General features: G+C 73.1%; 13 protein-coding genes. 10 read left to right on the forward strand and 3 right to left on the reverse strand.

The genetic code is table 11. The features are described 5' to 3' along the window. Positions 1-122 precede the first annotated feature (122 nt). From HUT10_RS23400 to HUT10_RS23430, 7 genes are all read left to right on the forward strand, one after another. Positions 123-548 carry a DUF1707 domain-containing protein gene (locus HUT10_RS23400; RefSeq protein ID WP_176173199.1) on the forward strand — a complete coding sequence of 142 codons (426 nt, stop codon included), beginning with the start codon at positions 123-125 and terminating at the stop codon, positions 546-548. Positions 549-708: 160 nt separating this feature from the next. Then, complete coding sequence (locus HUT10_RS23405; RefSeq protein ID WP_176173200.1) at positions 709-1005, forward strand: chorismate mutase; 297 nt, start codon at positions 709-711, stop codon at positions 1003-1005. A gap of 65 nt (positions 1006-1070) precedes the next feature. Continuing rightward, positions 1071-1385 carry a hypothetical protein gene (locus HUT10_RS23410; protein ID WP_176173201.1) on the forward strand — a complete coding sequence of 105 codons (315 nt, stop codon included), beginning with the start codon at positions 1071-1073 and terminating at the stop codon, positions 1383-1385. Positions 1386-1719: 334 nt separating this feature from the next. Then, a complete protein-coding gene (locus HUT10_RS23415) occupies positions 1720-3096 on the forward strand; it encodes a hypothetical protein (protein WP_254896998.1) in 1377 nt (458 codons plus the stop codon). Between the two features lie 259 nt (positions 3097-3355). Continuing rightward, positions 3356-4213, forward strand: a complete 858-nt coding sequence (locus tag HUT10_RS23420) for a hypothetical protein (RefSeq protein ID WP_176173202.1) — start codon at positions 3356-3358, stop codon at positions 4211-4213. 215 nt (positions 4214-4428) lie between these two features. Continuing rightward, a complete protein-coding gene (locus HUT10_RS23425; RefSeq protein WP_176173203.1) occupies positions 4429-6045 on the forward strand; it encodes a serine/threonine-protein kinase in 1617 nt (538 codons plus the stop codon). A gap of 13 nt (positions 6046-6058) precedes the next feature. Beyond that, entirely contained in the window at positions 6059-7159 is a 1101-nt protein-coding gene (locus HUT10_RS23430; RefSeq protein ID WP_176173204.1) for a serine/threonine-protein kinase, read from the forward strand. Here the strand turns inward: HUT10_RS23430 and HUT10_RS23435 are convergent. Continuing rightward, positions 7156-8064, reverse strand: a complete 909-nt coding sequence (locus HUT10_RS23435) for a LysR family transcriptional regulator (RefSeq protein ID WP_176173205.1) — start codon at positions 8062-8064, stop codon at positions 7156-7158. The two genes, HUT10_RS23430 and HUT10_RS23435, sit on opposite strands and share 4 nt — an antisense overlap. A gap of 105 nt (positions 8065-8169) precedes the next feature. On the opposite strand from HUT10_RS23435, the gene HUT10_RS23440 reads away from it, so the two are divergent. Then, on the forward strand, positions 8170-9138 hold the full coding sequence (locus HUT10_RS23440) for a DMT family transporter (RefSeq protein ID WP_254896999.1): 969 nt from the start codon (positions 8170-8172) through the stop codon (positions 9136-9138). Between the two features lie 3 nt (positions 9139-9141). On the opposite strand, the gene HUT10_RS23445 is transcribed toward HUT10_RS23440, so the two are convergent. Then, on the reverse strand, positions 9142-9822 hold the full coding sequence (locus HUT10_RS23445; protein ID WP_176173206.1) for a response regulator transcription factor: 681 nt from the start codon (positions 9820-9822) through the stop codon (positions 9142-9144). A gap of 7 nt (positions 9823-9829) precedes the next feature. Then, the gene (locus HUT10_RS23450; RefSeq protein WP_176173207.1) at positions 9830-11134 is read right to left on the reverse strand and encodes an ATP-binding protein; all 1305 of its coding nucleotides are present in this window, start codon (positions 11132-11134) and stop codon (positions 9830-9832) included. Between the two features lie 110 nt (positions 11135-11244). Between HUT10_RS23450 and HUT10_RS23455 the strand changes: the two genes are divergently transcribed. After that, entirely contained in the window at positions 11245-12525 is a 1281-nt protein-coding gene (locus HUT10_RS23455) for a PspC domain-containing protein (RefSeq protein WP_176173208.1), read from the forward strand. After that, positions 12518-12757, forward strand: a complete 240-nt coding sequence (locus HUT10_RS23460) for a hypothetical protein (RefSeq protein ID WP_176173209.1) — start codon at positions 12518-12520, stop codon at positions 12755-12757. Before HUT10_RS23455 ends, HUT10_RS23460 begins: the two co-directional genes overlap by 8 nt. Positions 12758-12817: the final 60 nt, after the last annotated feature.

Genomic DNA, 12817 nt, shown 5'->3' on the forward strand with positions numbered 1-12817 from the left:
GCGCGGGCGCGCGAGGTTCATGGGTGCGGGCCTTCCGCGAGCGGCTACGGCGGCAGGCGTACCGCGGGGTGTCGCCTGCCGTCCGACGCGGTGCGGCCGCCGCGCGCGGACCATCGGCGGACATGGAAGACACCAGTTCCGCCCGCATCCGGGCCGCCGACGCCGACCGCGAGCGCGTCGCCACCGCCGTCCAGACCGCCGGTTCCGAAGGCCGGCTCACCCTCGACGAAGTCGAAGAGCGCCTCAGCCGCGTCTACACCGCCCGCTTCACCGACGAGCTCTCCGCCCTCACCGCGGACCTGCCGCGGCCGGCGCCCGCCCCGCCCGGCTTCCCGCTGAGCCGGGCCGCATTGCGGCGGCATCCCGCGCTGCGCGTCCACCTCGCCGTCGTGGCCGCCGTCGCCGTGCTGGTGATCGCCCGCTGGGCGGTGCTGGGCGCCGGGTTCTTCTGGCCGGTGTTCCCGGTGTTCTGGCTCGGGGTGAGCCTCTTGGTTCATGCTCGGGTGCGCTCGGTCCGGGGGCGGGCCGGTGCCGCTGTGCCATACTGAGTGCATGCGGCACCACGCGGAGCGATTTTTTTACGGGACCCGGACTCCGGCTCCCGTGATCGCGTAGTGCCCGAACCGCCATCACGCCAGCCCCGGAGTCCACGGACCCGGGGCTGTCGCCGTCCCTGGGGCCGGTCCGGGTCTCAAGGAAGAGGTCCCGATGAACGCACACGCGACGAACGCCGACGGCCAGCCCGCCGAGCACACCCCCGCGGGCGACGACATCGCCGCACTCCGCGAGGAGATCGACCACCTGGACAAGGAGATCCTGCGGCTGGTGAAACGCCGGGTCGAGGTGTCCAAGACGATCGGGGCGGCGCGGATGGCCGCCGGCGGCACGCGCATCGTCTACAACCGCGAGATGGACGTGCTCGCCCGCTACCGCGAACTCGGCCCGGACGGCCGGCAGCTGGCGATGGCGCTGCTGAACCTGGGGCGCGGCCGGCTCGGCCGGTAACGGTTGCGGTGAATTCGGGGTCTTCCCCGAGGCACCACCGGCCGGGGTACGGGCAGACTGGACACATGGACTGGCTCGTGAACCTCATCGCCGTCATCGTCGCGCTCGTGAGCGTGCTGGCCGCGCTGGGCCATGTGGGGTATCTGGCGTTGCTGAACAACGCTGCGGGTAAGCGGGCAGGCGGCGCACCGGTCGCGCAGTACGTCCGGAGCAGGTGGGCCGTTGCCGGCGGTACCACCGCGGCTTCGCTGTTCGCCTGGTTGCTCACGGCCGGGGGACCCACGCTGGACGTCGTCGCGATCATCGTCGCCGCGGGTAGCGGCGTAGTGGCGACGAAGGCGCTGCAGTCCACCCGGGACCGTTACCGCACGGGAGGCTGAAACGCCTGATCAGGGCCGATGGCGCTGCGTGAAACTTCGCAGCGTCACCATCGCCCGTTCAGTCGCGCCCGACCGAGTGAAACCTCTGCAACTTGCAGGTTTGGGGGCGACTTTCTCCGCCGGATGCTCCTAGGGTTGACGGCGTGAGGACCCTTGCGTCTGGGTCGGGCGATGCCCGCGGGACGCGCGGGGGCAGTGGCCCCGCGCGCCCCCAGTCGCGTGCGCGTGCATCTGCGCAGGATTCCGAACAGGATTCCGCGCGTGAGGGTGCTCCGATCGGGTCGTCGTGCCGCCGGACGGCGTCAGGACCGTACCGCCGGGTGGTCGAGCCCACATGAGCCAAGGCACGGAGTTCCACGGACACGCCGCGGCGTCCGCCCATCCCGGGCGGCACCGGCGCGGCGGCGCGGAGAGCTGGACGCCGCCGCTGCCGCAGCACCGCCCGGTGCGCCACCGCGCGGCCGGAGCCGCGCCGGAGCCCGGTTTCCGGTCCCCCGAGCCGGGTGCGGCACCCACCGGAAGGGCCTACGCGTTGCCCCACCAAGCCCCGGGCAGGCCACCGGCGGGCGAGCCGTTCGCCCGCCCTCACCCCGCCGAGCCCGCCGAGTGCGGGTTCTCCGGCCGGCTGGCCGAGCCAGAGGTGGACAGCCACCCTTTTCGGGCCCCCGCCATCCAGCCCGATCCGCCGGTCTCCGGCTTGCTCCCATTGCCGCAGCCTCGTGACCGGCGCCCCGCGGCGCCGCTTTTCCCGGCGGCGCACGGAAGCCTGCCGCTCGACGCCTTCGAAGACCCCGAGCCGGACGAGCCACCGGTCGTCGAGAGCCACGCCGAGCAGGTCGCGCGGCGGACCCGCGTCTCGCTGGCCGCGCCCGCGCCCCGGTGCGTGGACGTCGACGAGGAAGACGTCCGCATCTACTCCGCGCCGCCCCTCGACGGCCTCGGCGGCTTCACCATCGGGTCGGTGCCGGCGTCGGTGACGCCGCCGAAGACCTGGCGGAAGGCCGCCTGGTTCGCCACCGGCGCGTCCGGTGCCGTGGTCGTCGGGCTGCTGTGCGCCGGGTCCTTCCTGGTCGGGAAACCGCCGATGGACCAGGCCGTGCAGGGTTCCTGGCCGGGCTACCAGGGCGTGCCGACGCTCGCCGATCCCACCGGTGAGCACCGGCCGCCGACGCAGGGCGGCTCCGCGGCCGGACCTGAGAGCACGTCCCGGACGGACGACGACGCTGCCGGGCGGACCGCGGCCGGCGGCGGCGCCGGGCCGGTCGACGACGCCGTTCCCCCGCCCACCGAGGGCACCACCGAGACCGGCACGCCGACCACCGGCCCCGCCGGCCCGACCGCGGCGCCGCGGAAGCCGCCGGTCACGCCCGCCCAGCGCGAGACGCCGGTCAAACCGCCGTGGTGGTACTCCTTCCCGCCGGACGCCCAGACCATGGGGGACAACTCGGAGAAGTTCTTCAACACCGTCACCACCGACCCGGCCGCGGCGTCGTCGGTGACCACCGGCCGGCTGCACGACCAGGGGCCGCAGGCGCTCGCCGACCGGTACGCCGGCATCGCCTACTTCGAGGTCAAGAAGGTCAGCATCGACCAGCAGCGCGGTGTCACCGTCAACACCCTCGAGGTCACCCACACCGACGGGACCAAGACGATCGAGCAGCGCACGCTGACGTTCGGCGACGGCGACAAGATCACTGCTGACGGCCAGTAACCGCACCTGCACGTGCGGTTCGCCCGTTCTGATGCACGTGCGGTGCGCCGAGCGGTTGTGCCTGGTCCGGGTGGGTGACATAAGCTGCCGCTCGTCGTATCGCGACGGCATTCCGGCGACAGAGCCTGGTGGTCGCCGTCCGCACAGGGTTACCTGACGACAACGAATCCGGAGACCGGCCACGAGTCGGCCGACCGGACCAGCGGGAGCCCGGCCGAACGGCCGAGCGCCTGTCCCGGAACCCAGAGCGAGGACTTTCGTGCTTGATCGGCAGCGCACACGGCGTGAGTCACCCCACGCCGTCCGCGTCGAGGACGTCATCCCGGCCGAGATCCTGGACGGTGTCGCCGACGCCGACCGCGACCACCTCGAGCAGGTCTTCCGCGACCCGCAGCGGTTCCTGCCGTCGCGGCCGGAACCCGTCCGCGAGCCGGAGCAGGCCGAAGACGCCGGCGAGCCGGAAAGCCGCTTCGCGCGCCGCGCGAAGCTGACCGGGCTGGTCGCCGCGGGCGCGCTCGTCGCCGGCGCCGTGGTCGCCGCGCCGATGCTGACCAGTTCGCACCGCGCCGCCTCCTCCTCCGGCGGCCAGTCCACGCCCGCCGGGTTCAGCGGCGCGGCGGAACTCGGCGGCCTCGCCGTCCCGCAGCACCAGGCCGGCGGCAGCGCGCCGGAGCGGCACAGCCCGGCGACGCCGGGCACGCACGCCGACACCACGCCGTCCGGCGCCGCGAACGGCACCCCGCGCAGCCAACCCGCGCCCGCCACGGCCAACCCGGTCCCGGACAAGGCCGCCGACGCGCGCAGCGCGAGCCGCAAGATCCAGGCCGTCAAGGACTTCTACGCCAAGATCGCCCAGGACTCGGCGGGCGCGCTGGCGCTGCTGAGCCCGGCGCTGGCCGACAGCACGGCCGGCGAACTGGTCCGCACCTGGAGCGCGATGGACGCCATCGACGTCCAGGAAGCCGACACGCAGATCAACCCGGACGGCTCGATCCTCGCGGTGGCGACGCTGCACCGGCCGGACGGCGCCCTGGTGCGCGTCACCCAGCTGTTCCGGGTGGCCGACAGCGGTGGGTTGATCACCGAAGCCGAGCTCGTCTCCGCCCAGTACATGTAGCCCACGGCGACCACCCCTTCACCCCTGGTTCAAGTGCCCGTGCCGAATTCGTGTGCGCAGAGTGAGCGCCTAGCCTTGTCACGGGCCGGTCTCGGAAAAGCCGGCCCAGAGCCCACGACATGTGCATACGCTCCAGCGAAGCGGCGTGTTCGCGGCCGCGTCACCAGGCACCGATCCACGCGCCCTGGTGAAGCCGGAGCCCAAAGGGAGGTCGCGTGAGCGACGAGGGTCGTCTGGTCGCCGATCGGTACCGCATCGTCGGCCGGATCGGCACGGGCGCGATGGGGGCCGTCTGGAAGGCGCACGACGAGGTGCTGGGCCGCACCGTGGCCATCAAGCAGCTCCTGCTCCAGCCGCACCTGGACCAGCACGACGCCGAGGACGCCCGCCAGCGGACGATGCGGGAGGGCCGGATCGCGGCCCGGCTGCACCACCCCAACGCGATCTCCGTCTTCGACGTCGTCACCGACGACAACGGCCAGCCGTGCCTGATCATGGAGTACCTCAACTCCACGAGCCTGGCCGCCGTGCTGCAGGAGCGCCGCACGCTGCCGCCGACCGAGGTGGCGCGCATCGGTGCCCAGGTCGCTGCGGCGCTGCGGGAGGCCCACGCGGTCGGGATCGTGCACCGCGACATCAAGCCGGGCAACATCCTGCTCGCCGGCAACGGCACCGTGAAGATCACCGACTTCGGGATCTCGCGGGCCAAGGACGACGTCACGGTCACCAAGACCGGGATGATCGCCGGCACCCCCGCCTACCTGGCCCCCGAGGTCGCCATCGGCGGCGAGCCGGGGCCGGAGTCCGACGTCTTCTCCCTCGGCTCCACGCTCTACGCGGCGTGCGAGGGCCAGCCGCCGTTCGGGCTGTCCGAGAACACGCTCAGCCTGCTGCACGCGGTCGCGGCCGGGCAGATCAACCCGCCGCGCCAGTCCGGGCCGCTGGCCAGCGTGCTGGCCGTGCTGCTGCACCCGGAGATCGAGCACCGGCCGACCGCCGAGGAGTGCGAGGAGCTGCTCGCGGCCGTCGCGCGCGGTGAGACGCCGCTCGGCGGCCCGGCGGACGAAACGATGCTGGCGCCGTCCGCGGGCGTCCTCGGCGCGGCCGCCGTCGCCGACCCGAACGCGACGCAGATGTTCGACGAGATCCCCGCCGGCCACTCGGGCACGCTGCTCGGCGGCGGCGCCCCGACACAGGCCGTGCCGTTCTACGACGAGGACGACTACCCGGAGGCCACCGGCTACCCGGAGGACGACTACGACGGGTACGACCACTACCGCGAGGACGACCGCCACGCGGCCGGCGGGGTGCCGCCGGGGCTGGCCGCGACCCGCGCCGTGCCGGTGCCGCAGGAGCACGGGTACGAAGACGATTACGACGACTACGACGACGAGCCCGCCCCGCCGCCCCCGGCGCGGTCGCGGCCGCAGATGAGCCCGGTCGACGAGGACGAGGGCAAGCCCGGCGCGTGGAAGCGCCCGGCGATCATCGGCGGTGTCGTGGTCGTGGGCCTGGTCGCGCTCGTCGTGTGGCTGCTGAGCCCGAACAACCCGGAGGCGCCTGCCGCGCCGGTGTCCAGCAGCAAGCCGTCGCCCGTCGCGACGTCGGAGACACCGACGCCGACGACCTCGGACGAGGTCAGCACGGCTGATGTGCCGCCGCCGGTGACCGAGTCGACCTCATCGTCGAAGAAGGCGACGACGTCGCGGAACACCGAACCGCCGACGACAACGACGCCGAAGACGACTACGCCGACGAAGCCGACGACTTCCGAACCGCCGCCGACCAGCGAGCCCCCGTCGTCGCAGCCGCCCACTTCCACCACGCCGTGACCCGAGGTATGTGTTGAGTTCCGAAGGCACCATCGTCGGCGGCCGGTTCCGGCTGGACCAGCCGATCGGCCGCGGCCGCGCCGGCATCGTCTGGCTGGCGTTCGACACGCGGCTGTTCCGCACCGTCGCGATGAAGCGGATGTACCTGCCGGTCGGCGCCGGCGAGCGGGCCGAGCAGGCCCGCGCCGCCGCCATGCAGGAGGGCAAGGACGCGGCCCGGATCGAGCACCCGTGCGCGATCAAGGTGTTCGACGTGCTGCCGGACGGCCAGGACGTCTGGCTGGTGATGGAGTACATCCCGTCGCGCAGCATGGCGACGTTCCTCGCCGAGCACGGCAGGCTCACCCCGGACCAGGCGGCGCAGCTGGGCATCCAGCTCGGCAACGCCCTCGCCGCCATCCACGCGGCCGGGTTCGTGCACCGCACCCTCGAGCCGGGCACCGTGCTGCTGGCCGACGACGGCGGCGTCAAGCTCACCGACATCGGGATCAGCGGCGGCGGGCCGAGCCCGGCGTACGTGGCACCCGAGGTCGCGCGCGGCCTGCCGGGCACGCCGGCGGCGGACGTCTTCTCCCTCGGCGCGACGCTCTACACCGCGGTGGAGGGCGTGCCGCCGTTCGGGGACGACGGCCAGTCGTCCGAGCGCCCGCCGCAGAACTCGGGCGTGCTGACCGAGGCGCTGCGCAAGATGCTGCGCGCGGACCCGAACACGCGGCCGACGATGGCGGACACCGTCCACTCGATGAAGGCCATCACCGAAGGCCGCGAAACGGCGTTCATCCCGCCGACGGCGCCGGGGATGCCACCACCGCCGCCCCCGCCCTTCAACCCGGGGCTGGCGGCCGCGGGGCCGCCGATGCCGCCGTCGGGACCGCAGTTCCAGCAGCAAATCCCGGTCGGCGCGCCCGGCTTCTCCGCGGCGGAGCAGACGCAGCGGATGCAGCCGGTCCCGCCGCCGACGCAGTACGCGCCGCCGCTCGCTCCGGGCGCCCAGCCCCAGGCCCAGGCTCAGGCCTGGAACCTGCCGGTGTCGAAGAAGACGCTGGTCACCGTGGCCGCCATCCTGGCCGCGGTGCTGGTCGGCATCCTCGTCACCGAGCTGTTCTTCGTCTAGGCCACCTTGGCGGTCGCCGCGCGCATGGCTTCCAGCAGCGTGTGGACCGCCGGGTGGCCCCAGGCCCGCGAAGCGACCGCGGCGTGGATCGCGCGGACCGGCTGGGGGTTGCGGAGGCGGCGGACGACCACGCCGGGGTGCTGCGCGCCGAGTCCCAGCCCGAGCTCCGGGATCAGCCCGACGCCGATGCCGGCCGCGACGAAGCCCAGCGCCGTCTGGTAGTCCTCGGATTCGACGACGACGTTCGGCGCGAACCCGGCGGACGCGCAGGCGCTGTCGAGGATGTCGCGGCAGACGCCGGGCAGGCCGTCGACGCCGACCCACGGCTCTTCGGCGAACTCCGACAGGTCCAGCACGCGCTTGCGCGCCAGCGGGTGAGCCTTCGGCAGCACCGCCCGGTACGGGTCGTCCAGCAGGTGCACCAGCTCGACGCCCTTGCCGGGCGGGGTCCGGCGCGGGAAGACGGTGATCGCGACGTCGGCCCGGCCCGCTTCGACGTCGGTCATCGGGTCGTCCGGCTCGACGAGCTTGAGGTCGAGGCGCACGCCGGGGTGCTCGCGGCGGACGGCGGCGATCGCGGGCGGCACCAGCGACGCGCCCGCCGTGGCGAAGTAGCGGATCGAGACGCGGCCGGTGCGGCCCTCCTTGAGCTCGGTCAGCGCCGCTTCGGCCCGGGCGAGCTCGGCGCTCAGCGTCTCGGCGTGCTCGGACAGCAGCGCACCCGCGGCGGTCGGCCGGACGCCGCGGCCGACGCGTTCGAGCAGCTCGGTGCCCGCTTCGCGTTCCAATGTGGACAGCTGCTGGCTGATCGCGGACGGCGTGTAGCCGAGGTTGCGGGCCGCGGCGGTGATCGACCCGCTGGTGATGACGGCGCGGAGGACCTGCATGCGGCGGACGTCGAGCATGCCCTTGATCGTACAGCTCGGCTTAAGTGTTCATGCAGTTAATCTCGCTTGTCCTTACTTCTCCTCCGGGCGAAGCTGGCATCGGCTTTCGAAGGAGGAACTGGGGTGGGCGAGACGAAGACCCTGCTCAGGATCGGTGCGCTGGCGCTGATGTGGGGTTCGAGCTTCTTCTGGATCAAGCTGGGGCTGGGGATGTTCTCGCCGGTGCAGCTGGTGCTGGCGCGGCTGGTGCTCGGCGCCGCCATGCTGCTGGTGCTGTGCCGGCTGCAGCGGGCGCGGCTGCCGCGCGACCGCCGGACGTGGGGGCACCTGGCGGTCGCCGCGTTCTTCCACAACGCGCTGCCGTTCCTGCTGTTCGCGATCGGTGAGACGACGGTCGATTCGGGCATCACCGGCGTGCTGAACTCGACGACGCCGCTGTGGGTGCTGCTGGCGGCACCGCTGATGGGGACGTCGTCGCGGATGACGGGGACGCGGCTGGCCGGGCTGGTCGTCGGCCTCGGCGGGATCCTGCTGATCTTCGCGCCGTGGCAGGCGTCGGGCCTGCTGAGCTGGGGCGCGCTGGCGTGCCTCGCGGCGGCGGCGAGCTACGGCTTCGCGTTCGTCTACGAGGGCAAGTACCTCTCTTCGCCGACGTCTTCGCCGTACGCGATCTCGGCCGGGCAGATGATCCTGGCCAGCGGGATGCTGGTGCTGGCGCTGCCGGTCGGCGGGCTCACGCCGGTGCACGTGTCCACCGGGCCGCTGCTGGCGGTGCTGGTGCTGGGGATCGGGTCGACGGGGATCGCGTTCGCGCTGAACTACCAGCTGCTGGCGAGCGAAGGCGCGGTGGCGGCGTCGGTCGTCGGGTACCTGCTGCCGGTGGTTTCGGTGCTGCTGGGCGCGGTGTTCCTGGGTGAGCAGCTGCACCTGCGGGTGATCGCCGGCATGGTGGTCGTGCTCGGGGGTGTGGCGCTGACCCGGCTGCAGAAGCCGGAGCGAGAGGCCGTGGCCGTGCCGGGTGACCAGGCGGATGGGCTTGGTGACGACACCACCGGGCGCGCGCCGCGGCCACTCGCTCCCCTGGCGGACTGAAGCTCAGACGAGACGGCGGTCGGAGGCCCAGCGGGAGAGCTCGTAGCGGTTCGACAGCTGGGTCTTCCGCAGGACGCTCGAAACGTGCGTCTCCACCGTCTTCACCGAGATGAACAGCTCCGACGCGATCTCCTTGTACGCGTACCCGCGGGCCAGCAGGCGCAGGACGTCGCGCTCGCGGGGCGTCAGCAGGTCCAGCTCCGGGTCGTTGATCGGGGCCGAGCCGGGGCGGTCGGCGAACGCGTCCAGCACGAAACCGGCCAGGCGCGGCGAGAACACCGCGTCGCCGTCGGCCACGCGGACCACCGCGCGGACCAGTTCCTTCGACGAGATCGTCTTCGTCACGTAGCCGCGGGCGCCCGCGCGGATCACCGCGATCACGTCCTCCGCCGCGTCGGAGACCGACAGGGCCAGGAACACCACGTCCGGCAGCTCGGGGCGGACCCGGCGCAGGACCTCGGCGCCGCCGCCGTCGGGCATGTGGACGTCGAGCAGCACCACCTGGGGCTTCGTGCGGGCGATGCCGGCCACCGCTTCGGCGACCGAGCCGGCCTCGCCGACCACGCGGACCTCGTCGGTGATCGAGTCGAGCTCGGTGCGCACGCCCGCGCGGAACAGCGCGTGGTCGTCGACGAGGAACACCTTGACCGGTTCGCGCTGGGTGTCAGTCACGTCGTCGAGCATAGCCGCCTCACGCTGCTCCCTTGCCCGCTTTCACCGGCATGGCGAGCTGCACCTCGGTGCCCTCGCCCGGCGCCGTCCGGACCTTGCACGTGCCGCCGTGGCGGGTCATCCGGCCGCGGATGGAGTCGGCGAGGCCGTGGCGGTCGTCGGGGACGAGGTCGGGGTCGAAGCCCTTGCCGCGGTCGCGGACGAACACCGTGACCGACGTCGGCTCGACCTCGGCGTAGACGCTGACCTCCTCGACGCCGGCGTGCTTGGCCGCGTTGACGATCGCCTCGCGCGCGGCCTGGACCAGCGCGACGAGCGATTCGTCCAGCTCCGCATCGCCGACGACGACCTGGCCGACCGAGATCGCGAAGGTGTCCTCGACCTCGCCGCACGCGGTCGCGAGGGCCTCGGAGAGCTGGCCGGTGGTCTCCTCGACCGCCTCGGCCGGCTTGCCGTAGCCGCCTGCGCCGTAGAGCCAGCCGCGCAGCTCGCGCTCCTGGCTGCGGGCCAGCCGCGCGACCTCGCGGGGCTGCTCGCTCTGCTTCTGGATCAGGGCCAGCGTCTGCAGGACGGAGTCGTGCAGGTGGGCGGCGATCTCGGCGCGTTCGTCGGTGCGGATGCGGGCCTTGCGCTCGTCGGAGAGGTCCCGGACCAGCCGCAGCCAGAACGGCACGGTCAGCACGGCGACCCCGATGAGCGTCGCGACGACGGCGATCAGCGCGAACTGGACCTGGTCGAGGGTACCGCTGCGCAGCACGACGACGGTGATGCCGGTGATCACCAGCGCCACCCCGGCGACGATCCGGATGGCGGCCGACCAGCCGCCCCCGCCGAGGAACGCTCCCGCGAAGCCGTCCTTCGCACCGACCCGCCACCGGCGCCGCTGCGACTCGTCCGCCTCCCGCCAGACAACGGCGAGCCCGAGCATCGCCACGGCGAGCGGCACGGCGACCCAGCCGCTGATGAACCCGGTGAGCGTCCCGCTGGCGACGGCGAGGCCGACGCCGAGCGCGATCAGGCCGAACGCCTGCTGCCGTTCCTTCGGGGTCGGCGTTTCGGAGCCTTCTTCGGTCTGCTGCTGGACGAAGACCCAGAGGAGACCGTAGGCGAGCAGCCCGGCACCGTTGAGCGCGGCCAGGAGGGCGAACGCGGTCCGCACCCAGACGACCGGAACGCCGAGGTGATCGGCCAGCCCCCCGGCCACCCCGGCAATGGCCCGCCCGGACCGGCGCCGGAACATCTTCGGCCGGGTGGGGTCGGCGGGCGTGATCGCCTGCTCGGCGGTGACGTGGTCGAGGGACTCCTGCACGCCGTCCATGGTCACACGCAGGGGTGTCCGGTTCCATCCGGGAAACCCCTGATCCGATCAGCCAGGGGAAACCTCAGGGACCATCCCGGATGTCCCGCCACCGCGGGTGCCGCATGCTTCTCGGTATGAGTGGTGCGAGCGAGAAGCCGGGGGTCCTGAACGGCTTCGAGGAGACCGTCAAGGACTTCTGGGTCAGCCGGCCCCGGCGGCCGCACGCCGGGCGGAAACTGGCGGGGGTGGCCGCGGCCATCGGGTACCGGTACGGGATCGATCCCGTCGTCGTGCGGGTTGCGCTGGTCGTCACGACCGTCTTCGGCGGGTTCGGCGTTCCCTTCTACCTGCTGGGGTGGCTGTTCCTGCCCGGCGAGAGCGACGAGGTCTCCGGCTTCGAAAGCCTCATCGGGCGCGGCCGGTCGTCGGTTTCGCCAGCGTTCGCCGTGGTGCTCATGGTCCTCACCGTCGTCAGCGCCGGTGGCTCGATCACCGGGTCGTGGTTCGACGGCGGCGGGCTGATCAGCTGCGCGCTCATCGCCGCCGCCCTCTACCTGCTGCACCGCGCCCGCGGCCACGAGAACCGGCCCGCGCCGGTCGCCGCGCGGACGTCCTACCCGGCCTTCACCGGAAACGGAGCCTTCACCATGACCGACACCGCCGAGGCGCCGTCGCCGGCCCGGGGCTGGGATCCCCTCGCCGCCGACCCGGCCGGCTGGGACCTGCCCGACGCGCCGCCGCCTCCGGAGCCGCAACCGACCCCGCCGCCGCGGGCGTCACACCACCACGGGGTGCAGCGGGGCCCGCGGTCGAAGGTCGGCTCGGCCACGTTCGCCCTCGCCGTGGTGACCGCCGGGGCCGGCGTGCTCGCCGGTCTCAACGGCGCCACCTGGTTCGACGCGCAGCACATCGTCGGCCTGGTGCTCGGCGTGGTCGGCATCGGACTGGTGGCCGGCGCGTTCGCCCGCGGCGGCCGCGGCCTGATCGGGCTGGCGATTCCGCTGGCCATCGTCGGGCTGGTGCTGACGACGGCGCCGTTCAAGGACTTCGACGTCCGCGGCGGCCTCGGCGACCTCAAGCCGACCCCGCACTCGCCGGCCGAGCTGCAGGCGGTCTACCAGCACGCGGCCGGCGACATCCGGCTCGACCTGACCGAGCTGCCCGAAGGGGCGCCGTACGCGACGGCCGTGTCCAACGGCGCGGGCGACACCACGGTCATCGTGCCGTCGAACGCCGACGTCACCTTCGACTGCCACACCGGCGCGGGCGAGACGTCGTGCTTCGGCCGCTCGAGCGACGGCGTCGGCGAACCCGCGCTGGTCGGCACCGACAACGGCCCGGACGGGCCCGGCGGCCAGAAAATCACCCTGAAGGTTTCGAACAACGTGGGCAACGTGGAGGTGCGGCGTGACTGAGCAGAACCCCTACGCCTACGACGAACCGGCCGACAGCCGGCCGGCCAAGCGCGGCGTGGACGTCTTCACCCTGATCATGGGGGTCGCGACGCTGCTGGTGTCGGCGTACGTCCTCTCGGACGGCGCGAGCTGGCTGCCCTCGTTCGACTTCCGCTGGGTGATCGCCGGCGGTGCGGTGTTCGTGGGGCTGCTGCTGCTCACCGCGTCGTTCGGCGGCAAGCGGCGCCGCTGACCCCCGGAAACCCTCGAGGCCCCGGATCCCACGCCGGGGCCTCGAGCCTTGTCCACCGGG

The organism is Amycolatopsis sp. Hca4 (assembly GCF_013364075.1).
Taxonomy (GTDB): Bacteria; Actinomycetota; Actinomycetes; order Mycobacteriales; family Pseudonocardiaceae; genus Amycolatopsis.